We start from the raw sequence: 24,644 nt of genomic DNA on the forward strand, positions 1-24,644 counted from the left end.
CCCTTCAGTGGAGGTGTTAGGAGAGGGGGCCTCGCTCGTTTTTTCACGGTAGGCGTCCCGATGCGAGCGAGTGGGGTATTTGATTCACTATGAATCTAAATCGCTTACTGTCAATTGTCAACAATCTTTCAGAGATTTGTTGGGCGACCAACGGCAAGCATCGCCACCGAACGTCACACAACCCGCCACATCCAAATCCAGCCAAGCGACGTCCTACCCTTGGAGCGTGACTTTTTCCAAGATCCGCACCGCCGCCGCAAGCTCCCTCGCCGCCGCTGGGCTCCTGTTTGCCCTGGCCGCTTGTTCGGCGCCAGCGGCCCCCCAGCCAAGTACCTCCGCCCCCGATTCCTCCGCAGCGCCTTCATCCAGCGCTGCTTCCGGACCCTGCACGGGCGTAAAGGTCATCGTCGATTCCGGCGCCCTGAAGCCCTCCGCGGCTGACACATCCGTATGCGTGTCCGTGGACGCCCCGACCACCGCCGCCAAGGTGCTGGACGAAGCAAAGGTGAAGACTGAGGGAACCACCCAGTACCCCACCGAGCTGGTCTGCCGTGTCAACGGAGTGCCCGCTGCCGACGTCGACATCACCTACAAGGGCGGCACGTACCGCGAAGAGTGCGGCAAGATGCCTGCGGCCTTCGCCTACTGGTCCATTTGGGTCAAGCCAGCCACGGGCGACTGGGCCTACGCCCAGGAAGGCCTCGCCACCCAGCAGGTGAAGCCCGGCGAGAGCCTGGAGCTGCTGTTCACCGTCGACGGCGCACCGGCCGCACCCACGGCATGACCTTCCGATCCGCGCCGCTACGCGCAGGGGCGGCTCTCGCCGTCGTGTTCGTCGCGGCGCGGGTCATTTACCGCGTTCTTTTCAACGGTGCGGGCGCCGTTGGGCCGGTTCTGCTCAACCTGCCGTCTGTGCGGCTGCCCGCCCCGTACGCCCATGTGGTCTTCCTTGGTCCGGTAACGGCGCCGGGCCTGTGGGAGGCGGTCCTGTCCGCGCTTCCGATTGCCGGCTTGATCCTCGTTTTTGGCGTACTCAACGCGTTCGTTGACGTGGCAAGGGGCTTCATACGGCTGGCCTGCGGCGGTCCATTCCAGGGCATAGCCCGCACACTCGTGGTGGCTTGGGCGGCGCTCCCCGCGCTCGCCGACGCCGTCGCCTCCGTCCGCTTGGCCTTCCGGTTGCGGGGCGAGCGCTTCGGGCCCCGCGCCCTAGTGCCCGTGCTTGAGCGAACCCTTGAGCACGCCAGCCGGGTAGCGGCGGCCTTGGAACTGCGCGGCTTCGGGAGCAAGGCGGCGCACCAACCCGGCCGCGATCCGGGGTTGCCCCTTGAGATCCGGGATGCCCAATTCCACATCGGCGACACGCGACTGAAGGTCGAAAACTTCAAGCCAGACCCCGGGACAATAACGGTCGTTACCGGGCCCACCGGCTCAGGCAAGTCCACCATCCTGCGGGGTGTAGCGGGCCTCCTTTCACATGTCGACGGCGGAGAAGTCACCGGCACGGTTCGTGTAGCCGGAGTGGACCGTGCGGGAGCACCGCCTCGCGATACTGCGGGCGTCGTCGGCGTCGTCCTGCAAAACCCGCGCGCCGCGTTTGCCAGCACCCGCGTCCGGGACGAAATCTCACTTTCGCTTGAACTGCGCGGCGTTGCGCCCGGCGTCGCCAGGGTCCGCACGGTGGAGGTCGCGGAGTGGATTGGCGTGTCGGAGCTCCTGGACCGGAACCTGAACTCCCTCTCCGCTGGCGAGGCGACGCTCGTGGCGATCGCCGCCGCCGTGGTGGAGCACCCGGCCCTGCTTTTGGTTGACGAGCCGCTTGCTGACCTCGACACCACGGCCCGGGCCCGCGTTATCGCCGTACTCGACGCCCTCGCCCGTAGATCGGGCATTTGCATCATTGTGGCCGAGCATCGGGCGGAGCAGCTGTTACCCGTCGCCGACTCATGGTGGAAAATTCACGACGGCGGCTTGGTAGAGGGCGTTTCGCCAGCACCTTCGCGTCGGGGTGGGATCCGCCCGACGTCGGCCGTGTCAGCGGGATTGGGACAGTCACCGGCATTGGGGTCACCGGAAGACGCACCCGTACTGACCGCGACTAAGCTCGCGGTGCACCGCGACGGCAAGGCGCTCGTCCGCGACGCCTCCCTTACCCTGCACCTTGGTGAAGTGGTTGCCTTGGTCGGCCCTAACGGGGCCGGCAAGTCCACGCTCCTGGTGGCCCTCGCACTCGGAGAAGGAACCAGCGGCACGGTGGACGGCGGCCGCGTCGCCTTGGTTCCAGACGCCTCTGACGACCTTTTCACGAGGGATACGGTGGCTGCTGAGCTCCGGGCGGCAGATCGACGCGAAGCGCGGGCCCGCCGTAAATCAGACCGGAATGGCTCGGACAGGACCGCCTCACAACCGGCAGCATCACGCCTGGCCCGATTGCGTGGCGACGTTCGGATTCCGATTGGAAACGAGCACCCGCGAGACCTGTCTGCTGGAGAGCGCCGTATCCTCGCCATCGCCCTCCAGACCTCGGACGATCCCCAAGTCCTCCTTATTGATGAGCCCACCCGCGGGCTCGATCCGGAGGCCCGCGCAGGAGTCTCAGCCGCTTTGCTCGCATTGGCGGACACCGGCGCAGCAGTCCTGATCGCTACGCATGACCTCGATTTTGCGCACGGTCTGGGGGCCCGGATCGTGCAGATGGACCACGGCGTGGCGCCTGCAGCCCAAGCCGAAGCCGTACTCCTATCCAACGGCGACGCCGTCTCCGCGAGCTCCACAGCCAGGGCAGCAGAGCAGCCCGGAGAAATCCGGCAGGTTGCGGCCCCGCGGTTCATCGACGGGGCAAAAGAGACCGGGCCGACAATTGGTCCGACCGCAAAGCGGGCCTACCACCTCCGCTTGCCACGGGCCTTGGAGGTCGCAATTCTCGCCATAGCCAACGTTTTGGCCCTGGGCGCGTTCTGCTGGCCATTGCTCGCTGCGGCCCTACCCGAGGATGCCGCGGCCGCTGTTCCCTACGCGGCGTTGGCCATCGCGCCGCTGGCGGTCGTCGCCGTCGTGGTTTCCCTCGACGGTTCCGTCCGTTCCGCTCACACCGTGGCCCTGCTGGGCGTCCTGGCCGCCGTCGGTTCGGCAGTTCGTGTGGCCAGCACCGGCGTCGGGGGAGTTGAAGCAGTGTTCATCCTGCTGATCCTGGCCGGCCGCGCCTTCGGTGCCAGATTCGGAATGCTCCTTGGCGCGGCTACGATCGCAGTCTCCAGCGCCCTCTGGAGCGGCATCGGCCCGTGGTCGCCGTTCCAGATCTTCGCCTGCGCCTGGGTGGGGGCGGGGGCGGGCCTGTTGCCGCGCCGGGTTCGCGGACGTGCTGAACTATGGATGCTTTGCGGCTATGGCGTCGTGGCGTCCTACGTTTTCGGCCTGCTCACCAATTTGTGGTTCTGGCCGTTCGCTGTGGGTGCCGGAACCGGCATTTCCTACACGCCCGGCGCCCCACTGGCCACCAACCTCAGCAGCTTCCTGCTCTATTCGCTTTTGACCTCGACGGCGGGATGGGACACCCTGCGTGCCATCACTACCATCATCGGAATCTCTGCCGTGGGACGGGCTATCCTCGCCGCCTTCCGGCGGGCGAAGCCGGTCTCCAGCCCGGGCGTTCAAACCACCCGGGCTGAGGACCCCGGATCCAGGAAGGCGGGCACAAAGTATGCCCGCCGCCCCAAAGCCAAGGACCCGCACCAACTCACACCTTGAAGTACTTGGCCTCCGGGTGGTGGAACACGAAAGCATCCGTTGACTGCTCCGGGTGCAGCATCAGCTCATCGCTAAGGATGACGCCCATCCGTTCCGGTTTCAGCAGCTCCGTGACCTTGCGGCGGTCTTCCATGTCCGGGCAGGCCGGATATCCCAGGGAGAAGCGGGCACCGCGGTAGTCGAGCTTGAAGTAACCGGCTTTGTCCTTCGGCTCTTCGGCGGCGAAACCCAGTTCGGAACGGATCCGCGCGTGCCAGAATTCAGCCAGTGCCTCGGTGAGCTGCATGACCAGGCCATTGAGCTCGTAATAGTCGCGGTATTGGTTGGCTGCGAACATCTTGGACGTGAATTCCTCGATTTTCGCACCAGCGGTGACCAGTTGCACCGGCAGGACGTCGATCTGGCCCGATTCCCGGGACCGCACGAAGTCAGCGAGGCACAAGTGCCGGTCCCGCCGCTGGCGTGGGAAGTCGAAGCGCAGGCGCTCGGTGCCGATTGGTCCGTCTGAGCCACCATCGGGGGCGAGCAGGCCGGGGATGCCGAGGACGCCGTCGTGGTCCTCTCCGTGGTGCAGCACCACCACCTGTTCGCCCTCGGACACAACGGGGAAATAGCCGTAGGCGACCGATGCATCGAGCATTCCCTCGGCGAGGATACGGTCCAGCCAGTACCGCAGGCGAGGCCGGCCTTCAAGTTCCACCAGTTCGTCGTAGGAGGCGCCGTCGTCGCCCCGCCCGGGCTTGAGCCCCCACTGGCCCATGAACGTTGCTCGCTCATCGAGCAAAGCAGCGTAGTCGTGCAATGCGACGCCGCGCACAATTCGCGTGCCCCAGAACGGTGGAGCGGGGACAGGGTTTTCGGCGGTGACGTCGGACCGGCCGGGCATTGCCTCAGGTTCGGTCACGGTGAACTTCGGGCCACTCTTGTGGATCCGCTTCTTCAGCGGCGGGAGGCCGACCGCGTCAGGGTCAGCGCCGCGGGCCACCTGCACCAACGGCTCCATGAGAGCGAGGCCTTCGAAGGCGTCTTTGGCGTACCTGACGGTTCCCTCAAACTGCTCCGCGAGGTCCTGCTCCACGTAGGCGCGGGTCAGGGCTGCACCACCCAAGATGATGGGCCACTTCTTCGCCAGGCCCCGGGACTGGAGCTCGGCAAGGTTTTCCTTCATCACCACAGTGGACTTCACCAGCAGGCCCGACATGCCGATCACATCGGCGTCGTGCTCCTCCGCTGCGGCCATGATCTCGGCGATTCCCTGCTTGATGCCGATGTTGACCACTTTGTAGCCGTTGTTGGTGAGGATGATGTCCACGAGGTTCTTGCCAATATCGTGCACGTCGCCGCGAACGGTGGCGATCACCATGGTGCCCTTGCCGGAAGAATCCGACTTCTCCATGTGCGGCTCGAGCAGTGCGACCGCGTTCTTCATCACCTCAGCGGATTGCAGCACGAACGGAAGCTGCATCTCGCCGGCGCCGAAGCGCTCACCAACAACCTTCATACCCTCCAGCAGTTGGTCGTTGATGATGCCGAGCGGGGTCATGCCTTCACTGCGTGCGAGGTCGAGGTCCTCTTCGAGGCCCTTGCCTTCACCGTCGATGATGCGCCGCTGCAGGCGTTCGCCGGTGGGCAGCGCAGCGAGTTCCGCGGCGCGCTGGTCCTTGAGCGCAGCGGTGTCGACGCCGGCGAAGAGGTCCAGCATGATGGCCAAGGGGTCATAGGTGACGTTGCCCTCGGCGTCGTACTCGCGGCGGTCCCACACGAGGTCCAGGGCCACCTTGCGCTGATCATCCGGCAGCGATGCCAGCGGCACGATCTTTGCGGCGTCGATGATTCCGCTGGTCAAGCCCGCCTGCACTGCCTCGTGCAGGAACACCGAGTTCAGCACCATGCGGGCAGCCGGGTTCAGGCCGAAGGACACGTTGGACACACCAAGGGTGGTCTGGATGCCGGGGTACTTCGTGGTGATCTGGCGGATAGCCTCGATGGTTTCGATGCCGTCCCGGCGGGTTTCCTCCTGACCGGTGGCGATGGGGAAGGTCAGGGCGTCCACAATGATGTCCTCTACGCGCATCCCCCAATCGCCCACCAGGGCGTCGACGAGGCGGGAAGCGATGGCCACCTTGCCTTCGGTGGTGCGCGCCTGGCCCTGCTCGTCGATGGTCAAAGCAATCACGGCGGTGCCATGTTCCTTCACCAGCGGCATGATCCGCGCAAAGCGGCTGTCCGGGCCATCCCCGTCCTCGTAATTGACGGAGTTGACCACCGGACGACCACCGATGAGTTCCAGCCCGGCCTTCAGGACGGGCGGTTCGGTGGAGTCGATGACGAGCGGGAGGGTGGAGGCCGACGCGAAGCGCGAAACGATTTCCTTGATGTCCGCCACGCCGTCGCGGCCCACATAGTCGATGCAAACGTCGAGCAGGTGTGCGCCGACGCGGACCTGCTCGCGGGCAATATCCACGCAGTCGTCCCAGCGCTCTTCCAGCATTGCCTGGCGGAACGCCTTGGAACCGTTGGCGTTGGTGCGCTCACCAATGGCGAGATACGCGGACTCCTGGTCGAACGGCACGTGATGGTAGAGGGATGCGACGCCGGCCTCGCGTTCAGTGGGAACCCGGCCGCCGGCGCTTTTCGCGCCGTTGGCGACGGTCCCGGCGTCGAGCGTGTTGCCGTTGGTGCGGAAGGGCTCAAGACGTTCGACGACGGCGGCCATGTGCTCCGGCGTCGTACCGCAACAGCCGCCCACCAGGCCCAAGCCGAATTCACGCACAAACTGCTCGTGCGCGGTGGCGAGTTCCGTGGGGGAGAGCGGATAGTGCGCGCCGTTCGCGCCGAGGATCGGCAGCCCAGCGTTGGGCATGCAGGCGATAGCGACCGAGGACTGCTTGGACAGGTGCCGGAGGTGCTCGCTCATCTCATCCGGCCCGGTGGCGCAGTTCAGGCCGATGGCATCGACGCCGAGCGGCTCAAGAGCGGTGAGCGCAGCGCCGATTTCGGAACCCATCAACATGGTTCCGGTGGTCTCGACCGTCACCTCGACGAAGATGGGGAGCCGGACACCGCTGGCAACGATCGCCTGCTTGCAACCGTTCACCGCAGCCTTTGTCTGAAGGAGGTCCTGGCTGGTTTCGATGAGGAACGCATCCGCTCCGCCGGCGATGAGGCCCTCGGCCTGCAGTGCGAAGGTCTGCTTGAGGGAGTCGTAGCTGGTGTGCCCGAGGCTGGGGAGTTTGGTGCCCGGGCCCATGGAACCCAGAACCCACCGCATCCGTCCGTCTTTCGCTTCTGCAGCCTCCGCGCGCTCGCGGGCAATCTGCGCCCCCTTGCGGGCGAGCTCCTCAATGCGGTCGTCGATGCCGTAGTCGGAGAGGTTGGACCAGTTCGCGCCGAACGTGTTGGTTTCTACTGCGTCGATTCCCACCGCGAAGTACGCGTCATGGATGTCCCCGATGACATCAGGGCGCGTGTCGTTGAGGATCTCATTGCAGCCTTCCAGTCCCTGGAAATCCGTGTCCAGGGAGAGTTCCCGGCCCTGCAACATGGTGCCCATGGCGCCATCGGCAATGACGACGCGCTGGTTGACCGCATCCAAGAGCGATTGGGAGCGGACAGTGCGGGAGACAGAATCGATGTCAAGGGCAAAACGAGGCATATAAACAGGGTACGGGTGAGGTCCGACACAGCACTTCCTATGTCCGTGTACTACGACGGCGGGTGGTTGTCTTTCGCGGCGGGCCGGTCCTCTGATCCGAAAGGGGTTTTCCACATAGCCTCAAAAATTCATTGCCCTCCCCTGACCACAATGGTTCGATGGGGTTCATGGCTACCGAAGAAAGTTATGTCCTAGCGATCGGGACCAAGAAGGGTTTGTGGCTCGCAAGCAGCCCGGACCGCAAACAATGGTCCCTCTCCGGCCCGCATTTCCTGATGAGTGAGATCCCGAGCATCGGGATAGACACCCGGGACGGCAAGACCAGGATCATGGTGGGGGTGCGTTCGGAGCACTGGGGACCCACCGTGGCCCACTCAGATGACCTCGGCGCCACCTGGACCGAACCCGAGCAAGGCGCCATCAAATTTCCGGACGGCACCGACGCCGCCTTGGAACGCATCTGGCAGATCTACCCCGACGCCGAGTCCCGGCCTGGCGTGGTTTGGGCCGGGTGCGAGCCGATTTCAGTGTGGAAATCCACCGACGGCGGCGAGCACTTTGAGCTGAACCGCGGACTCTGGGACCACCCCCATCGCAGTGAGTGGGGCGCTGGCTATGGCGGCGCGGCAGCCCACTCGATCGTGGTGGATCCTTCCGGTGAGAACGTCCATATTGCCATGAGCACGGGCGGCGTTTACAGATCGCTCGACGGCGGTACCTCCTGGGAGCCCCGCAACAAGGGAATCTCGGCCTACTTCATGCCTGATCCCAATCCCGAGTTCGGTCAGTGCGTTCACAAGATCGCCGCGGACGCCGCCGTCGAGGGCCGTTTGTACGCACAGAACCACCACGGCGTATATCGCACGGACGATAACGGCGAGAACTGGAACTCCATCGCGGAGGGGCTGCCCGCGGACTTTGGTTTCGTGATGCTGACCCACCCCCGCCGCGAGGGAACTGCTTGGGTCATCCCGCTCAAGGCTGACGGCGAACGCATCCCACCGGACGGCAAGCTCAGTGTGCACCGCACGGAGGATGCCGGCGGAACGTGGAGAGAGCTCCACACCGGTCTGCCGGACCACGAATACAACGCTGTGCTTCGCGACGCCGCATCCGTGGACACTGCCGAACCGACTGGCGTGTACTTCGGAACGCGCGGTGGAGCTGTCTATGCCAGCGCCGACGAGGGCGAGACCTTTACTGAAGTGGCCTCGCACTTGCCGGACGTACTGTGCGTGCGTGCCGCCGTCGTGGTTGGAAACCGCAGCGGCCGGGCGCGGGAAGCATCAGCCAGCGCCCCGGTACCTGGTTAGGCCCGTTGTGGCTGACTTTACGGTCGTGTTGCCAGGTGTCCTGCAGCCACTCGTCGGCGGACAGTCCTATCTGACTGCGTCCGCCGACGGGGCTGTGACCGTTGGACAGTTGCTGGACTCGGTAACCGGAGAATATCCGGTGCTGGCCAGGCGTTTGCGGGATGAAACCGGTGCGCTCCGCCGTTTCGTGAATATTTACGTGAACGGCGATGAGGTCCGGCGTCTGAAGGGTCTTGATACGGAGGTTGCGGCCGGCCAGGAGGTCTTGATTATCCAGTCCGTGGCCGGCGGCTAAGCGGGTATTTGGGGTCAAGCCTGGGTTCAGGCGACGCGCCAAACACTGCATTCGTCGGTATTGATGGCTTTCCTCATACCGGAGACGTGGTCCATGATCCAGACGACGCCGATTCCAGGCGCTGTTTCCTGGACCCGTCCGCGGCGGATGACCACGTCATCGTAGGCGGGACCAACGGACATGCGGGCCTCGATCTCGTCTCCGCGGTGGAGCTGGCTGATCGCGCGTATACGTGTTGTGTGAGTGGTGACTTCCTTCAGCATGGTGTCCTCCTGAACTGGAGCTGGTGCCTGCACTTGCCGGCTATTCCAGTGTGGCGGGGCATTGTTGCCAAAGTATTTCGGCGTGGTTAGGGTCCGGTTAGCATTCCGGGATGCTTGCGTTTCCGCTATGGCCCGACGCCGATTCGTGCAATCGGTGGCAGGACTCGCCTTCGCTTTGTGGCTGCTTCCGCGGACCCGCGCGGGCGCGACGGTAACCTGATCTCGGTTCTTGAGACTCACAGGAACCACAGACTCCGTCCCCGGGAGATTTAATGGGCTTTTTGCGACGTGCAATCGCGGTGTCCACAGGCTTGGTGGTTTTCGCCACAGGCCTGTTTTTCGTCCAGGCCCCTGCCTCGGCGGTGCCGGAACCCACACCCGATAATCCGAACGTACGGTTCTTCGAGGGGACACCGCATTCGGAGCACGTCTTTGAGGCGCCACCCGGACAGGCGCCATCCAGCAGTGGCGAGATCACTGACGTCGAATCCCTTCTCGGCGAGGGCGCAGCAGCAACCGGCCCCAATGGCGATATCCGGGTTCGACTCGTCACGGCCAAGCTTGCCGACAACACCAATCCGGTCTCCATGTCAGCGGCCGAGCAGACGGTAGCGGCCACCAGCAGCTACTGGAAAGCCATGACGGACAACAAGCTGTCCATGACTGTGGACAGCAAGGTTTCCGGGTTCCAATCCAAAGCCAAGTCGACAGACAGCTACAGCACCATCATGTCCACCATCACGAGCGAGTTGAAATGGACGGCAAGCCCCTACACGGCGCTGGTGATCTTTATTCCGACGTCCACACTTTCCGGAAATGCGCTGGGCGTCGGCTACAGCAGCGGCAGCTACAGCGGGCGGGTGCTGATGCCGCAAATCAGCAACTTCTCCAACAACGTCATGAGCCATGAATTCGGGCACGTGATCGGACTGATGCACGCCGATGCGTTGCAGTGCTACAGCGGCGCATCCGACGTCGGCGTGGACAGCACCGGGCGGTTCACGGACAGCTCCTGCTACATCCGTGAATACGGAGACACCACGGACCTCATGGGCGCTGCGCAGTACGCCCAGCCGGTGGTGAGCTCCAGCTTCTGGGACTACGCAGGGCTGGGCCGCGGCGATGAAATCCGCGATGTCGGGGTGGCTGCAGGCGTCAAAAGCTACACGTTGAAGCCTTGGGGAGGCACCGACGCGCAGAGAGCCATTAAGTTCACGGACCCGGTCAGCAAAGAGGTCTACTACCTGGAACTTAGGCAGCCGGTGGGGTACGACAGCTACTTAGGCCAACCGGATAAGTACGGTAACCCCCCGCCGCCGGGCAACAGGGGCGTCAAGATCGTCCAACGAGGCGGCGCCACAATCGCGTCATCCCTGATTCTCATGCCATCGACCATCCCCTTCACGGAGACCTGGTACGCCAAGAACCACGCCTGGCAAGCCGGCAGCACCTTCACCACCTACACCGGCACCCAGGTCACCATCAACTCCGTCTCCACCACCTCGGCGACTGTCACCATCAACGCCGATCCCAAACTCAAGGCACGCATGCGTTTCTCCGCGGGCGACTTCGACGGCGACAAACTGGCCGACGTCATCTCCCGGGAAGCTGACGGTTCGCTGCTGCTCTTCAGCGGCCTCCCCGGAAACCGCCTGGAAGATCCGGTGCAGATCGGCTCGGGCTGGAGCATCTTCAATGCCGTTTTGGGAACGTCGGACTTCAACGGCGACGGCTTCGCGGACGTCCTAGCCCGCACCAGCGACGGCGCATTGTGGCTTTATCCCGGCAACGGCAAGGGTGGATTCCTGGCCCGGAGCCAGATCGGTTTTGGTTGGCAGGGCTTCACGCAGTTGGTCGCGGCCGGGGACTTCAATGCGGATGGCCGGAGCGACCTGATCGCCGCCGGTGCGGATGGCCGCCTGTGGTTGTATCCCGGCAATGGCACAGGTGGTTTCCTAGCCCAAACGCAGATCGGCCAAGGCTGGGATTCCTTCAACAGCCTCGCAGCGTCAGGTTCGTTCGGGGGCGGTGCTCCGGGTCTGCTCGCCCGGGCCGGCGACGGCACGCTCTTCGTCTACCCCGGGGATGGCAGGGGCGGCTTCCTGCCGCGTGCCGCCGTCGGAACTGGTTGGAACGGGGTAGGTGACATTGTTGGCGGCCGGGACTTCACAGGTGACAAGCGGGTGGACGTCCTGACCGCAGCAGCGGGCGGGGGCATGACCCTCTATCCAGGGGACGGCATTGGCTTCGCGGATCGGCTTGCGATCGGGACCGGATGGAACCAGTTCCGTCAGGTGTGGGAAGCAGGCGATTTCGACGGCGACGCTGCCGCCGACATCCTGGCGCGCGGGACCGACGGCGCGCTCTGGCTTTACCCGGGCAACGGATCGGGCAGCTTCCTTCCGCGTGTTCAAGTCGGGTGGGGCTGGGGCCAGTTCACGTCGGTGCTCAGCGCGGGAGATTTCGACGGCGATTCGCACCCTGATCTTGTGGCCCGGGCTTCCGATGGGACACTGTGGCTCTACCCGACGGACGGCACGGGACAGTTCCTTGCACGTAAACAGATCGGCACCGGATGGCAAGGTTTCGAGCAACTGCTGGCCCCGGGCGATTTCACGGGCGACGGAAAGCCGGACATCGTTGCGCAGGGCTCCGATGGCGTGCTGTGGGTCTATCCCGGCAACGGCTCCGGGGGCTTCCTGGCCCGCAAGCAGATCGGCACCGGGTGGGACATGTTCAACCTGGTCCTGCAGGCCGGTGACTTCAACGGCGACGGAAGGGAAGACCTGGTTGGCCGTACAGGTGATGGCGGACTCTGGCTCTACCCGGGGAACGGGGCTGGCGGCTTCCTTTCCCGCTCCTACCTCGGCTCAGGGTGGAACATGTTCTCCAGCATCGCTGCCCTCGGTAACGGATTTACCGGTACTGGCGACCCCTCCGTGGTGGGAGTTGCCGGGGACGGCACGTTGCTGATGTACTCCGGAACGGGTGCTGGGAAGTTCATGCCAGTGGCCCTGAATCCGCGATAGGCCCTGCTGGCCTTGGTGTCACGAGGTCCCCGGAAACGTGCGAAATCGCCGGGAAACTTCCAGCGAACTGGACGTTTTCCGGCGATTTCGGCGACGGCGGGCCTCCGGCGAAGGGGAGCGGCCCCTACTTGTGCAAGCCGAGTTCCGTCGTCGGGACCTTTACTGACTCGCGGGCCGTCATGGCCGAGACCGCTGCGATCACGCAGATGACTGCCGTGAAGATTGAGATCTGGACCCAGCCGCCGGGCTTGGTTCCGCCGAGGGCGGTGACGATGGTCGGAGCAAAGCCTGCCATGAGGAAGCCGAGCTGCGTGCCAATGGCCAGACCGGAGAAGCGGACCTTGGTGCTGAACATTTCACCGTAGAACGACGGCCACACAGCGTTGGCGGCAGCGTAGCCGAAGGAGAAGAACACAACGGATACCAGGAACATCAGCGGGACGTTGCCGGATTCGAGGGTCAGCAGGAACACCGGGGTCATGATGGCGCTGGCCACAGCACCGTAGATAAAGACGGGCTTCCGGCCGATCTTGTCGGCGAGCATGCCGAAGAGCGGTTGGGTACCGAGGGCCACAATGTTGGCCACTACAACGAGCCACAAGGTGATGGTGCCGCTGACGTGGGCCACGTCCTGGGCGTACTTGATGGCCAGGGTTCCAAAGACCGTGCTCACGGCGGCGATGAACGCACAGCACACAACCCGAAGGACGTCGCGCCAGTGCAGCTTGAGGAGGTCGGCGACGGGCAGCTTGGCGATCTGGTTGTTCTTCTTGGCCTCGGCGAATGCCGGCGGCTCGTGAAGCGTGCGTCGGATGAAGTAGGCCACGATGACCACCACTGCACTGAGCCAGAACGGGATGCGCCAGCCGATGCCGTACTTGACCTCGTCCGGGAGCGCGAGAACTGGAATGAACACCAAGGCTGCAAGGATCTGGCCACCCTGGGTGCCGGTCAACGTCCACGAGGTGAAGAACGAGCGGCGGTTGTCCGGAGCGTGCTCCAGCGTCATCGAGGAGGCACCGGCCTGCTCGCCGGCAGCCGAGAGACCCTGGGCGAGGCGGGCGAGTACCAGCAGGACGGGAGCCCACCAGCCAATGGTCTTGAAGTCCGGGAGGCAGCCGATCACGAAGGTGGCGGCGCCCATCAGGACCAGGGTGAACATGAGGACCTTCTGCCGGCCGATCCTGTCGCCGAAGTGCCCCAGGATGATGGCGCCTACAGGACGGGCAACATAGGCGAAGCCAAAGGTCGCGAAGGACATGATGGCTGCGTTGGTGTCCGCGTCCGGGAAGAACACGTGCGGAAAGATCAAGGCGGCGGCGGAGCCGAAGATGAAGAAGTCGTAGTACTCCACTGCGCTTCCCAGGAAGCTGGCGAGTGCCGCTTTCTTGGGAGTTCCTGCTGGGGTAACTGTGCCTGGCGTCGCTGACGGCATTGTGTGGCTCATGGGTGTTCCTTCTGTGACGACGATGTCGCGGATCTAGCTTCTGCGGGAAGACCAGAGCGAGGTGCGGCCGGATCAATCCCAAAGTAACCACATGGTGAGAGCTACTTGTGCAATACAGCAATACTGGCCGTGACTGGGCTCACTTGTCAAGACTTGTGCTCACTATCTAGAAATAGCTCTCACGATGTGAGAGCATCTAAACATGAGTGTGAAAGAGGACACAAAGACCGACATGGTCGGCAAGGCCCTGGGCCTGTTGGTATTGCTGGGAAATGAGCCCAAGGGCGCGAGTGCCGCGGATCTGGCCAGGAGCGCGGGGCTTCCGTTCAGTACGACGTACCGGCTGCTCGGTTCGCTGACGCGCGACGGATTCGTGGATTACGAGCCCGACGGCCGTCGGTACCATCTGGGTTTGCGGGTCTTCCAGCTGGGTCAGCGGGTTTCCAACCACCACGGTTTTGCGGCAACGGCTCTTCCCGTACTCCAGCGCGTTACGGAGCGGACCGAGGAAGCAACTATCCTCTCGGTGCGCGACGGAAACCATCATCTGACCGTCAATAAGGTGGACGGTCCCAAGACCTTCCGCGTCACCAGCGACCCCGGCCATCTGGGCGCGCTGCACACCACGTCCGTGGGTAAGGCAATTGTCGCGTTTGAGAACGACGCCGAACGTGAACGGCTGCTCGAAGAGTTGCCTTTGGAGCCCCTCACTGAGCGCTCCATTACCGATCGGGCTGCATTCCGGGCGGAGATTGAGCAGGTGCGCCGACAGGGCTACGCGGTCATGGATGAAGAAAACGAGATCGGCATGCGCGCGGTCGCAGTGCCGGTCCTCAATTCCCAGGGCCACGCTTTTGCGTCTGTCGCCACGGCTGTTCCGGTATTTCGTCTCACCATGGATGAACTCATCGCCCACGTCCCCACTTTGCAGGAGGCCGCGGCGGAACTCGCGGCCCGCCTGCCCCAGCGCTAGCCCAACTAGGTCGCAATAGTGCGCGTTTTCACCGCTCAAAACGCGCTTATGTGCGACTCAGTTGGGTGCGTACGCCGGAAATGTTCGCTATAAGAACAAGCGTGCGGAATATGAACACTTGTAGTAATCTGAATACACCCGGACCGGCGGCGCCCGAAAAGCGCCATCAGCCCGCGGTGCTGAAGTCAAAGGAGCTTTAGGATGAGCAACCGAGCCGAGTCCGTTCTGGTGGGCCTCATAGGCGAAGGCGTCATGCCCTCGCTCACGCCGCCCATGCACGAACGCGAAGCCGACGTGCAGGGCCTTCGCTTGCTGTACCGCCCCATTGACCTGCTGGACCTGGCTTTGCCCGCCGCCGCCGTCGGGGACCTCCTCACCGCAGCCCAGCGCATGGGCTTCAATGGCCTGAACATCACCCACCCGTGCAAGCAGCTGGTACTGGAGCACCTTGACGAAATTTCCGACGACGCCCGTCGCTTGGGTGCCGTCAATACGGTCTTGATTCAGGATGGTCGGTTCATAGGCCACAACACGGACTTCTCCGGCTTCGGGGCGGCCCTCACCTCCGGGTTGCCGGACGCGAAGCTGAACCGCGTGGTCCAGCTTGGTGCGGGCGGTGCGGGATCCGCGGTCGCCTATGCCCTGCTCAAAGCCGGCGTAAAGCAGCTGGACCTCGTGGACATGGACCCCACCCGTGCAGCCGAACGAGCGACGGAACTCGGCGAACTTTTCCCGGTCGCCACGATCACGCCGCGCACTCCCACCGATTTGCCGGAGATCATGCCGCTCGCCGACGGCCTGGTGCATTGCACGCCTATTGGCATGGCCGCCCACCCGGGACTGCCGCTGGACATCGACCTCCTGGAACCGCGCCACTGGGTTGCCGACATCGTCTACCGACCTATCGACACACGCCTGGTCCGCGAGGCGCGCGCCAAGGGTTGCGACGTCCTCGACGGCGGCAGGATGGCGGTCGGTCAGGCGGCCGACGCTTTCCAGCTCTTCACCGGACGCGACGCCGATCGTGACCGCATGCGGGCACACTTCCTGGAATTGATCGCCGTGGAAGATGCTGCAACCGAACTCTCCGCCACAGCACTGGCGAAGGCGGCCCACTGATGCGCACCGGAATCGCCACGGTCTGCCTCTCCGGCACCCTGAAAGAGAAAATGCAGGCCTGCGCAATAGCGGGCTTCGACGGCATCGAAATCTTCGAACAGGACCTCGTCACCTCGCCGCTCAGCCCCGAGGAAGTACGGAAAATGGCCGCAGATCTCGGCCTGGGTCTGGACCTCTATCAGCCGTTCCGCGATTTCGACGGCGTCACCCCGGACCTGCTCAAGGCCAACCTTCGCCGGGCGGAGGCCAAGTTCAAGCTCATGTCCCGCCTGGGCATGGACACCCTCCTGGTCTGTTCCAACGTGGCCACGGCAACAATCGACGACGACGAACTTCGCGCCTCCCAACTCGGCGAGCTTGCTGAACTTGCCGGGGACCACGGCGTCAAGGTTGCCTACGAAGCCTTGGCCTGGGGCAAGTACGTCAACGATTACGAGCACGCATATCGCTTGGTCGAAATGGTGGACCACCCCAACCTCGGCACCTGCCTGGACTCGTTCCACATCCTCTCCCGCGACTGGGACACCGCTCCGATCGAGAAGATCAACGCGGACAAGATCTTCTTCGTCCAGGTGGCCGACGCCCCCAAGCTCTCCATGGACGTCCTCTCCTGGAGCCGCCACTACCGGGTGTTCCCGGGCGAGGGCCAGTTTGAGCTCGCCAAGTTCATGGGCCACGTGGTCCGGGCCGGCTATACAGGTCCGGTTTCGCTGGAAGTTTTCAACGATGTCTTCCGCCAGTCTGACGTCGAACGGACAGCTGTGGACGCCATGCGCTCCCTGATCTGGCTGGAAGAGCAGAGCGCCAAGTGGCTCGAAAGCAACGCCACGGCCGCGGCATCCGAACAAAAAGCCGCCAGCCGCCGTCGTTATCCCATGGAACTGGCCACGCTGCCCAAGGTGAACGAACCCGCCGGCTTCAACTTCGCCGAGGTCAAGGCCGACGACACCGCCCAGCTTGAGAAGCTCCTTGGCCAGCTTGGCTTCGAGTTCGAGGGCCGCCACCGCACCAAGGACGTACAGCTTTGGACCATGGGCCAGGCGCGCGTGATCATCAACGAGCAAGCGGCACAGCACGCCGAACCGGCTATAGCCGCTTTGGGGTTCGACGTCGACTCCCCAGTGATTGCCTCCGCTCGCGCCCAGCAACTCAAAGCGCCGGTGGTGGCACGCAAGGTCCAGGCTGATGAGGAAGTGTTCCAAGGCATCTCCGCCCCGGACTCCACCGAAATCTTCCTGTGCCAGGGCAGCCCGGACGGAACCGCCGCGTGGACGCACGAGTTTGGCGAGGGCCTGGAACACCCTGGCTCCGACGTCAGCGCGGTGATTGACCATGTTAATCTGGCCCAGCCGTGGCAGCACTTCGACGAAGCCGTCCTGTTCTACACCAGCGCCCTGGCCCTTGAACCGCAGCCGTTCGCCGAAGTCCCGAGCCCCAGCGGCCTGGTGCGCTCGCAGGTCATGGAGACCTCGGACGGCTCAGTCAGGCTGGTGCTGAACCTGGCACCGGCACAGCAGGCGCAGACTGCCCGCAAAACGTACCAGGAACACATCGCCTTCGCGGTGGATGACCTTGTGGCCACCGCTCGGTCCGCCCACACAAGGGGCCTCGAGTTCCTGGAGATCCCCGCCAACTATTACGAAGACCTGGACGCACGGTTCGAGTTGGAACCGGAATTCCTGGCGACCCTCAAGGAGCTCAACCTCCTGTACGACCGGGACGCCAACGGAGAATTCCTCCACTTCTACACGGCCACGGTTGGCAGCGTGTTCTTCGAAATGGTGGAACGCCGCGGCAACTACGACGGCTACGGAGCGCCCAACGCGCCGGTGCGCCACGCCGTCCAATACGACTCGCTGCACCGGTCATAAACCTCAAGCAATAATCCAACCCATCGAAAGGAGCCGACTGTGCCGCAAGAACAGACAGCACAAGTCAACTCTGCAGAAGCGCTCGAATCCGAGGAGCTCGTGCCACCTGCCGAGCCCCATGCAGCGCACGATTCCAAGAAAGTGGAAACCCAAGCGGATCTCAGCGCTGAGATGAAGGGCATCGGGGACCGCTATGCGGAGGCCCTTAAGAACGGCAGGGCGCCGGAGACCATGCCGCGCCTGGATTACGCCCCCTACCGCAGCAGCATCCTGCGCCACCCGACCAAGAGCCTGCACCATGCGGATCCGGAGACGATCGAGCTCTACTCGCCCGCGTTCGGCCACCAGGATGTGCACGCGCTGGAATCGGACCTGACCATTCAGCACAACGGTGAGCCGCAGGGTGAGCGCATCATCGTTGCCGGCCGGGTCCTTGATGGCGACGGTCGCCCGGTTGCCGGTCAGCTCGTGGAGATCTGGCAGGCCAACGCCGCCGGCCGCTACATCCACAAGCGCGATCAGCACCCTGCCCCGCTGGACCCGAACTTCACCGGCGTGGGCCGTTGCATCACCGGCGATGACGGCTCGTACAGCTTCACCACGATCAAACCCGGTGCGTACCCGTGGAAGAACCACCTGAACGCCTGGCGCCCGGCCCACATCCACTTCTCCATGTTCGGCTCGGAGTTCACGCAGCGCATCGTGACCCAGATGTACTTCCCGGGCGACCAGCTCTTCCCGTTGGACCCCATCTACCAGTCGATCGTGGACCAGGACGCCCGGGACCGCCTGGTAGCCACCTACGACCACGAACTGACCAGCCCGGAATGGGCACTCGGCTACAGGTGGGACATCATTCTGACCGGCTCCAAGCGGACCTGGACCGAAAACGAAGCATACGGCGACGCCGGGGACGAGGAGTAAGCACATGAGCAAGCTGACACCCACACCGGGCCAGACCGTCGGACCCTTCTACGGATATGCCCTCCCCTTTAATAAGGACAACGAACTCCTTGCACCGGGCAGCCCGGGCAGCATCCGGCTCCAAGGCACGGTCTACGACGGCGCGGGCAACACCATCCCGGATGCCATCCTCGAAATCTGGCAGCCGGACTCCGAGGGCAACATCGTCCAGCGCACCGGCTCTTTGGTCCGCGATGGCTACACTTTCACCGGGTGGGGCCGCGGCTCCGTGGGCAACTCCGGCGTGTACACCTTCACCACCGTCAATCCCGGACCAACCTCGCCGGGTTCGGCCCCGTTCATCTCCGTGGCTGTGTTTGCCCGCGGCCTCATGAACCGCCTTTTCACCCGCGTGTACCTTCCGGAAAACGAGGAAGCGCTGGCCAACGATCCGCTCCTGAGCTCCCTGGACCCCGAGCGTCGCAAGACCCTGATCGCCCGTCGCGACCCCGATGGCGGCCTCACCTGGGACATCCGGCTGCAGGGCGGCGACGAAACGGTCTTTTTGGATTTCCAGCAGGACGGTTCACTCGATACCAGCGTCAACGCGGACTCACAGCCATGATCGACGGCGACTTCGGCCTCCTTAGCCCCGTCTCGGCGTCGCCCTTTGTTGCGGCGCTGACGGGCGACCGTGCCCTGATCGCGGCGATCCTCGACGTCGAAGCCGCCTGGGCGGTTGTCCTCGAGGAAGCGGGGCTCGTTCCTGCAGGTTCCGCCGCAGTCGTGGCCGAAGCCGCCGATCCCGGTTCTTACGACGCCGCTTCGGTGGCGGAACGCGCCCAGGGCGGGGGCAACCCTGTGATTCCGTTGCTTGGTGACCTGCGCGCCCGGGTGAAATCCCTGGACGCGGGCGCGGCATCCGCTGTGCACACCTCCCTCACCAGCCAGGACGTCCTCGACTCCGCCCTCATGCTGCTCGCCAGCCGCGCCGTTTCTGCGCTGCTCGTTGACGTGAAACGCACGACGACGGCGCTCGCCACCTTGGCAGGGGAACACGCGGACACGCTGTGCGTGGGAAGGAGCCTGACGCAGCACGCGCTGCCGTACACGTTCGGGCTCAAGGCTGCGCAGTGGTTCCAGGGGGTGGCTGCTGCGGCTTCCCGGTTGTCTGCAGTGGAGTTGCCCGTTCAGTTCGGAGGTGCGGGCGGAACCCTGGCGTCGGCAACCAAGCTGACCGCTTCCTCGCAGACCACGCCTTTTGAACTGGCGGATTCTTTGGCCTCAAAGCTTGGCCTCGCAACGGCTCCTGCTCCTTGGCACACCAACCGCCTGGCCATCACGTCCCTGGGCGATGGACTTGCCGCACTGATTGATTCCTTCGGAAAGATCGCCGCGGACCTGCTGTTCCTGAGCCGTCCGGAAGTCGCCGAGCTCGGCGAACCGCTGGCCGCCGGACGCGGGGTCTCCTCGGCCATGCCGCAGAAGCAGAACCCCGTACTGTCCGTACTCGTCCGCAGTGCGGCGCTGCAGGCACCCGGCCTCGCATCGCAGCTGCACCTCGCGGCGGCCACTTTCAACGATGAGCGCCCCGACGGTGCCTGGCACAGCGAATGGCCGGCCCTGCGTCAGCTGCTCGCGTTGGCCTTGGGGTCCGCAGGTCACGTCAGCGAACTCACGGCAGGCCTTCGTGTCTTCCCGCAAGCGATGCGTCGGAACCTCGAAATTTCGGGGCCTCTGCTCCTCAGCGAAGGTGTGATGGCCGCCGTCGCGCCTCTCCTGGGTCCGGACGGAAAACAAAAGCTGCAGAACGTCGTCGATGAAACGCTCAGGGCGCCCGCGGCCGAGCAGACGCGGATCTACACCAAGCTGCTGCGTGAGGCTGTCCCTGCGGACAAGCTCAGTGACGCCGAACTCGAGGCACTCCTGGATCCCGCGAGCTACCTCGGTGAAGCCGCCGAAATCGCGCGCCGGATCTTTGCTGCCTATCCCGGATTCACGGGTTCTGCCGCCTCCGACTCACCGACAACGAAGGGAGCCACCCGTGGCTAAGCCAACCGTCAAGGCCGTTCTGCTGTCCCCGCAGCGATCACTCGGGGAGAAGCCTCTCCTCGTGGTGGGGCCGTCGCTGGGCACCTCCACCGTGCTTTGGACTGAAACGGCAGCGCTGCTTGGCGATGAGTACGACGTCATCGGCTGGGATCTCCCCGGCCATGGCATCTCGCCAGCCGCCACCGAAGGTTTCGATATCGCGGAACTGGCGGACGCCGTCGTCGATCTTGTTGATCTTGTGAGCCCGGGCGCGAACTTTCACTACGCCGGCGTCTCGCTGGGCGGCGCCATCGGCCTACAACTTGGCATCAAGCATGGTGACCGCCTCCGCAGCCTGTCGGTGCAGTGCAGCGGCGCCAAGATCGGCACGCCTGAAGGCTGGCTGGAGCGCGCGGAAACCGTGCGCAAATTGGGGACGCCTGTGATGATCCAAGGCTCCGCCGGGCGTTGGTTCGGTCCCGGCTTCATGGACCGCCAGCCGGAAATCAGCAGCCGCCTCCTGCACTCACTTCGCGATGCCGACCGCTTCAGCTACTCGTTCTGCTGCGAAGCCCTCGCCGGATTCGACGTCCGCGAGCAACTCGGCAGCATCACCGTTCCCACCCAGGCGATTGCCGGCGTCGAGGACTCTGTGGCGCCGCCATCGTTGGCCGAAGCTGTTGTTTCCGGTGTCACCGCGGGCGGCGGTTCCGCCCAGGCGGTGGCGCTCGACGGCGTCGGGCACCTTGCGCCAGCGGAGGCGCCTGCAATTGTGGCCGGGTTGATGCGGACCTTTATGAAGGAGAACGGACGATGACCTCTTTATCTCCCGAGCGGAATGGTGCCGTGCAGGCGGATGCCACCGCGCAGGACATTTACGACGCCGGTATGGCCGTACGGCGCGAAGTGCTCGGCAATGAGCACGTGGACCGTGCGAACGCCAATATGGACTCCTTTACCGAGGACTATCAGGACATGATCACCAGGATCGCCTGGGGTGGCATCTGGACGCGGCCCGGTCTTAGCCGGCAAATGCGCTCCGCCGTCACCCTCACGGCACTGGTGGCGCACGGTCACTGGGAGGAGCTCGCGATGCACGTTCGGGCGGCCCTCAACAACGGCCTGAGCAGGGACGAGATCAAGGAAATCCTGCTGCAGACCGCAATTTATTGCAGTGTTCCCTCGGCCAATTCGGCCTTCAAGACGGCGCAGAAAGTATTCGCCGAGATCGACGCAAACGAACCCAACTAGGTCGCATTAGTGCGCGTTTAGACCCCTCAAAACGCGCACAACTGCGACTCAGTTGGGCAAGCAGAAAGAGAAACCCATGAACCAGGCTTTTGTGTACGACGCCGTGCGCACGCCCTTTGGCAAGTTCGGCTCCGGACTTGCTGCTGTCCGTCCCGATGACCTGGCCGCCCATGTGGTGCGTGAGTCGGTTCGACGGGCTCCGGGGCTGGATGTTGAGCGGATCGACGAGGTGGTGTTTGGCAACGCCAACGGCGCCGGCGAGGAAAACCGCAACGTTGCCCGGATGGCTACCCTGCTGGCTGGGCTGCCGGTTTCGATTCCGGGGACCACGGTCAACCGTCTCTGTGGTTCGTCGTTGGACGCGGCAATTATCGCATCCCGCCAGATCAATGCCGGCGATGCTGAGCTCATGCTGGTGGGCGGGGCAGAGTCGATGTCGCGTGCGCCGTGGGTGCTGCCGAAGACTTCCAAGCCGTACCCGGCCGGGGACATGACGCTGGCCTCCACCACGCTCGGCTGGCGTCTGGTGAACCCGGCCATGAACAAGGACTGGACCATCTCCCTGGGCGAAGCCACGGAACGGCTGCGCGAGAAGTACGGGATCACGCGGGAACGCCAGGACCAGTTCGCTGCGGACTCCCACAACCTCGCGGATGCTGCATGGAACGACGGGTTCTACGACAATCTGGTCACCGCGGTTCCGGGGACGGACCTGGTGCGGGACGAAGGAATCCGGGCTGGTTCTTCGGCGGAGAAGCTGGCGGGGTTGAAGACGGTGTTCCGTCCCGAAGGTTCAGGGCCCGACGGCGGCACGGTCACCGCCGGGAATGCGTCGCCTTTGTCTGATGGTGCTTCTGCGGCGTGGATCGGGTCGGAGGCTGCTTCGTCGATTCTTGGCATGGAGCCGTTGGCGCGTATCGCCGGGCGTGGTGCTCATGGCAACGATCCGCAGTTCTTTGGGTTCGCTCCGGTGGAGGCCGCTAACAAGGCCCTCGCGAAAGCGGGCATCGGCTGGGACCAGGTTGGCGCCGTCGAACTTAACGAAGCGTTCGCCGCGCAATCGCTGGCGTGCGTTGACGCGTGGGGAATTGACCCCTCGATCGTGAACCGCCACGGCGGGGCCATTGCGATGGGCCACCCGCTGGGTGCTTCCGGTACCCGCATCTTGGGCACGTTGGCGCGGTCGTTGCAGGCCTCCGGTCAGCGGTGGGGTGTCGCGGCGATCTGCATTGGGGTTGGGCAGGGCTTGGCTGTGGTGCTGGAAAACGTAACTTCATCGGTGAAGGGCTAAGGGCGATGCTGCAATTTATTGACACTGTTGGCGAGGCCGTGGCCGGGATCAAGGACGGGTCTACCGTGATGATCGGCGGGTTCGGCAACGCGGGGCAGCCGTTCGAACTCATCGACGCACTCATGGACTGCGGCGCGAAGGACCTGACCGTGGTGAACAACAATGCCGGCCAGGGCGACCAAGGCCTGGCGTTGCTGATCAAGGAAGGCCGGGTCCGCAAAATGATCTGTTCCTTCCCGCGGCAGTCCGATTCCTGGCACTTCGATGCCAAGTTCCATGCCGGTGAGATCGAACTGGAACTCGTTCCGCAGGGAAACCTGGCTGAGCGTATCCGTGCCGCCGGTGCCGGGATTGGCGGGTTCTTCACTCCAACCGGGTACGGCACCACCTTGGCCGAGGGCAAGGAAACCCGGATCATCGACGGCCGCGGCCAGGTGTTCGAGACGCCCATCCACGCCGACGTCGCGCTGATCAAGGCGCTCAAGGCGGACGGCAAGGGCAACCTCGTGTACCGCAAGACCGCCAGGAACTTCGGCCCGATCATGGCCGCTGCTGCCAAGCACACCATTGTGCAGGTCTCGGAGATCGTGCCCACCGGGTCGCTGGATCCGGAGAGCGTGGTGACGCCGGGTATTTACGTCAACAGCGTGGTCCGCGTGGACTCCGCCGCTTCTGAAACGCTTAGTTCGAACGGAAAGGTGGCTTGAGCATGGGCACCCAGACAAGTATCCAGACGTCCGAAAAGCCCCTGGGCCGCGACGAACTCGCCCAGTTGGTGGCCCGAGATATCGCGCCGGGTTCGTTCGTGAACCTGGGCATCGGTCAGCCGACCCTCGTCTCGAACTACCTCACCGAGGAACAGAACATCACACTCCACACCGAGAACGGGATGCTCGGGATGGGCCCCGCCGCCGTTGGGGACGAGGTCGATGGTGACTTGATCAACGCCGGAAAGATCCCCGTCACCGAGCTGCCCGGAGCGTCATACTTCCACCACGCCGACTCGTTCGCGATCATGCGCGGCGGCCACCTGGACATCTGCGTGCTCGGGGCGTTCCAGGTCTCCGCCACCGGCGACCTCGCCAACTGGCACACCGGCGCCCCGGACGCGATCCCCGCCGTCGGCGGCGCCATGGACCTGGCCACGGGCGCCAAGGACGTCTTCGTCATGATGACCTTGCTGACGCGCGAGGGCGTGTCCAAACTTGTGGAGCAGTGCACCTACCCCTTGACCGGCGTGGGATGCGTGACCCGCGTCTACACCGACAAGGCCGTCTTCCTCACAGGTCCCGATGGTGTGACAGTCCGCGAGACGTTCGGCTGCACCTTCGAGGAAATCCAGGAGCTCGTACCCCTGCCCCTGAAAAAGGCATAGCAGGCCTCGCAAGTTGGGGTCGTCGCGTTGTGGGGCCCGCTCTGCGCCCTAACCCCACGAAATAGCGTGCAGAGCAGGCCC

General features: G+C 64.2%; 19 protein-coding genes. 16 read left to right on the plus strand and 3 right to left on the minus strand.

Features of this window, described 5'->3' with window-relative positions; genetic code table 11:
- The first annotated feature begins 226 nt into the window (after window positions 1-226).
- Both ACFX4T_RS06265 and ACFX4T_RS06270 read left to right on the plus strand, forming a co-directional pair.
- Complete coding sequence (locus ACFX4T_RS06265; protein ID WP_377651143.1) at window positions 227-784, plus strand: hypothetical protein; 558 nt, start codon at window positions 227-229, stop codon at window positions 782-784.
- Window positions 781-3,747, plus strand: a complete 2,967-nt coding sequence (locus tag ACFX4T_RS06270) for an ATP-binding cassette domain-containing protein (protein ID WP_377651144.1) — start codon at window positions 781-783, stop codon at window positions 3,745-3,747. Before ACFX4T_RS06265 ends, ACFX4T_RS06270 begins: the two co-directional genes overlap by 4 nt.
- On the opposite strand, the gene metH is transcribed toward ACFX4T_RS06270, so the two are convergent.
- On the minus strand, window positions 3,737-7,402 hold the full coding sequence (gene metH / locus ACFX4T_RS06275) for a methionine synthase (RefSeq protein ID WP_377651145.1): 3,666 nt from the start codon (window positions 7,400-7,402) through the stop codon (window positions 3,737-3,739). The genes ACFX4T_RS06270 and metH overlap by 11 nt on opposite strands.
- A gap of 158 nt (window positions 7,403-7,560) precedes the next feature.
- Between metH and ACFX4T_RS06280 the strand changes: the two genes are divergently transcribed.
- Together ACFX4T_RS06280 and ACFX4T_RS06285 are read left to right on the plus strand one after the other, a co-directional pair.
- Window positions 7,561-8,715 (plus strand): sialidase family protein, encoded by a 1,155-nt coding sequence (locus ACFX4T_RS06280; RefSeq protein ID WP_223947346.1) that lies wholly within the window; start codon window positions 7,561-7,563, stop codon window positions 8,713-8,715.
- A gap of 7 nt (window positions 8,716-8,722) precedes the next feature.
- Window positions 8,723-9,010 carry a MoaD/ThiS family protein gene (locus ACFX4T_RS06285; protein WP_216924633.1) on the plus strand — a complete coding sequence of 96 codons (288 nt, stop codon included), beginning with the start codon at window positions 8,723-8,725 and terminating at the stop codon, window positions 9,008-9,010.
- Window positions 9,011-9,036: 26 nt separating this feature from the next.
- Here ACFX4T_RS06285 and ACFX4T_RS06290 read toward each other — a convergent pair whose 3' ends face one another.
- Window positions 9,037-9,273, minus strand: coding sequence for a hypothetical protein (locus ACFX4T_RS06290; RefSeq protein WP_216924635.1), 237 nt, complete (start codon window positions 9,271-9,273; stop codon window positions 9,037-9,039).
- Window positions 9,274-9,545: 272 nt separating this feature from the next.
- Here ACFX4T_RS06290 and ACFX4T_RS06295 point away from each other — a divergent pair, with 272 nt between their 5' ends.
- On the plus strand, window positions 9,546-12,302 hold the full coding sequence (locus ACFX4T_RS06295; RefSeq protein WP_377651146.1) for an FG-GAP repeat domain-containing protein: 2,757 nt from the start codon (window positions 9,546-9,548) through the stop codon (window positions 12,300-12,302).
- A gap of 124 nt (window positions 12,303-12,426) precedes the next feature.
- Here ACFX4T_RS06295 and ACFX4T_RS06300 read toward each other — a convergent pair whose 3' ends face one another.
- On the minus strand, window positions 12,427-13,749 hold the full coding sequence (locus ACFX4T_RS06300) for an MFS transporter (protein ID WP_377651147.1): 1,323 nt from the start codon (window positions 13,747-13,749) through the stop codon (window positions 12,427-12,429).
- A 202-nt stretch (window positions 13,750-13,951) separates the two neighbouring features.
- Between ACFX4T_RS06300 and ACFX4T_RS06305 the strand changes: the two genes are divergently transcribed.
- The 11 genes from ACFX4T_RS06305 (at window position 13,952) to ACFX4T_RS06355 (ending at window position 24,563) form a co-directional block, all read left to right on the plus strand.
- Window positions 13,952-14,722 carry an IclR family transcriptional regulator gene (locus ACFX4T_RS06305; RefSeq protein ID WP_223947342.1) on the plus strand — a complete coding sequence of 257 codons (771 nt, stop codon included), beginning with the start codon at window positions 13,952-13,954 and terminating at the stop codon, window positions 14,720-14,722.
- A 201-nt stretch (window positions 14,723-14,923) separates the two neighbouring features.
- Window positions 14,924-15,841, plus strand: coding sequence for a shikimate dehydrogenase (locus ACFX4T_RS06310; RefSeq protein ID WP_223947341.1), 918 nt, complete (start codon window positions 14,924-14,926; stop codon window positions 15,839-15,841).
- Window positions 15,841-17,712, plus strand: coding sequence for a bifunctional sugar phosphate isomerase/epimerase/4-hydroxyphenylpyruvate dioxygenase family protein (locus ACFX4T_RS06315; RefSeq protein WP_377651148.1), 1,872 nt, complete (start codon window positions 15,841-15,843; stop codon window positions 17,710-17,712). The genes ACFX4T_RS06310 and ACFX4T_RS06315 overlap by 1 nt, the downstream gene beginning before the upstream one ends.
- A gap of 39 nt (window positions 17,713-17,751) precedes the next feature.
- Window positions 17,752-18,636, plus strand: a complete 885-nt coding sequence (gene pcaH / locus ACFX4T_RS06320) for a protocatechuate 3,4-dioxygenase subunit beta (RefSeq protein ID WP_377651149.1) — start codon at window positions 17,752-17,754, stop codon at window positions 18,634-18,636.
- Between the two features lie 4 nt (window positions 18,637-18,640).
- Entirely contained in the window at window positions 18,641-19,240 is a 600-nt protein-coding gene (pcaG, locus tag ACFX4T_RS06325) for a protocatechuate 3,4-dioxygenase subunit alpha (protein WP_223947339.1), read from the plus strand.
- Window positions 19,237-20,667 carry an adenylosuccinate lyase family protein gene (locus ACFX4T_RS06330; protein ID WP_377651150.1) on the plus strand — a complete coding sequence of 477 codons (1,431 nt, stop codon included), beginning with the start codon at window positions 19,237-19,239 and terminating at the stop codon, window positions 20,665-20,667. The genes pcaG and ACFX4T_RS06330 overlap by 4 nt, the downstream gene beginning before the upstream one ends.
- Complete coding sequence (locus tag ACFX4T_RS06335) at window positions 20,660-21,463, plus strand: alpha/beta fold hydrolase (protein ID WP_377651151.1); 804 nt, start codon at window positions 20,660-20,662, stop codon at window positions 21,461-21,463. The genes ACFX4T_RS06330 and ACFX4T_RS06335 overlap by 8 nt, the downstream gene beginning before the upstream one ends.
- The gene (gene pcaC, locus ACFX4T_RS06340; RefSeq protein ID WP_377651152.1) at window positions 21,460-21,897 is read left to right on the plus strand and encodes a 4-carboxymuconolactone decarboxylase; all 438 of its coding nucleotides are present in this window, start codon (window positions 21,460-21,462) and stop codon (window positions 21,895-21,897) included. The genes ACFX4T_RS06335 and pcaC overlap by 4 nt, the downstream gene beginning before the upstream one ends.
- Window positions 21,898-21,973: 76 nt before the next feature.
- Window positions 21,974-23,188 (plus strand): thiolase family protein, encoded by a 1,215-nt coding sequence (locus tag ACFX4T_RS06345; RefSeq protein ID WP_377651153.1) that lies wholly within the window; start codon window positions 21,974-21,976, stop codon window positions 23,186-23,188.
- Window positions 23,189-23,193: 5 nt separating this feature from the next.
- Window positions 23,194-23,895 carry a 3-oxoacid CoA-transferase subunit A gene (locus tag ACFX4T_RS06350; protein WP_377651154.1) on the plus strand — a complete coding sequence of 234 codons (702 nt, stop codon included), beginning with the start codon at window positions 23,194-23,196 and terminating at the stop codon, window positions 23,893-23,895.
- Window positions 23,896-23,897: 2 nt separating this feature from the next.
- Entirely contained in the window at window positions 23,898-24,563 is a 666-nt protein-coding gene (locus ACFX4T_RS06355; protein ID WP_377651155.1) for a 3-oxoacid CoA-transferase subunit B, read from the plus strand.
- Window positions 24,564-24,644: the final 81 nt, after the last annotated feature.

Origin of the sequence: Paenarthrobacter sp. YIM B13468, from assembly GCF_042788025.1 — a bacterium.
In the GTDB taxonomy this organism is placed as follows: Bacteria; Actinomycetota; Actinomycetes; order Actinomycetales; family Micrococcaceae; genus Arthrobacter; species Arthrobacter aromaticivorans.

Coding starts and splice junctions, on each gene's coding strand:
- ACFX4T_RS06350 (WP_377651154.1), top strand. CDS start 23,194: ATGCTGCAATTTATTGACACTGTTGGCGAGGCCGTGGCCGGGATCAAG.
- ACFX4T_RS06270 (WP_377651144.1), top strand. CDS start 781: ATGACCTTCCGATCCGCGCCGCTACGCGCAGGGGCGGCTCTCGCCGTC.
- pcaG (WP_223947339.1), top strand. CDS start 18,641: ATGAGCAAGCTGACACCCACACCGGGCCAGACCGTCGGACCCTTCTAC.
- ACFX4T_RS06345 (WP_377651153.1), top strand. CDS start 21,974: ATGAACCAGGCTTTTGTGTACGACGCCGTGCGCACGCCCTTTGGCAAG.
- ACFX4T_RS06295 (WP_377651146.1), top strand. CDS start 9,546: ATGGGCTTTTTGCGACGTGCAATCGCGGTGTCCACAGGCTTGGTGGTT.
- ACFX4T_RS06315 (WP_377651148.1), top strand. CDS start 15,841: ATGCGCACCGGAATCGCCACGGTCTGCCTCTCCGGCACCCTGAAAGAG.
- ACFX4T_RS06300 (WP_377651147.1), bottom strand. CDS start 13,749: ATGAGCCACACAATGCCGTCAGCGACGCCAGGCACAGTTACCCCAGCA.
- pcaC (WP_377651152.1), top strand. CDS start 21,460: ATGACCTCTTTATCTCCCGAGCGGAATGGTGCCGTGCAGGCGGATGCC.
- ACFX4T_RS06330 (WP_377651150.1), top strand. CDS start 19,237: ATGATCGACGGCGACTTCGGCCTCCTTAGCCCCGTCTCGGCGTCGCCC.
- ACFX4T_RS06305 (WP_223947342.1), top strand. CDS start 13,952: ATGAGTGTGAAAGAGGACACAAAGACCGACATGGTCGGCAAGGCCCTG.
- ACFX4T_RS06290 (WP_216924635.1), bottom strand. CDS start 9,273: ATGCTGAAGGAAGTCACCACTCACACAACACGTATACGCGCGATCAGC.
- ACFX4T_RS06280 (WP_223947346.1), top strand. CDS start 7,561: ATGGGGTTCATGGCTACCGAAGAAAGTTATGTCCTAGCGATCGGGACC.
- ACFX4T_RS06310 (WP_223947341.1), top strand. CDS start 14,924: ATGAGCAACCGAGCCGAGTCCGTTCTGGTGGGCCTCATAGGCGAAGGC.
- ACFX4T_RS06355 (WP_377651155.1), top strand. CDS start 23,898: ATGGGCACCCAGACAAGTATCCAGACGTCCGAAAAGCCCCTGGGCCGC.
- metH (WP_377651145.1), bottom strand. CDS start 7,402: ATGCCTCGTTTTGCCCTTGACATCGATTCTGTCTCCCGCACTGTCCGC.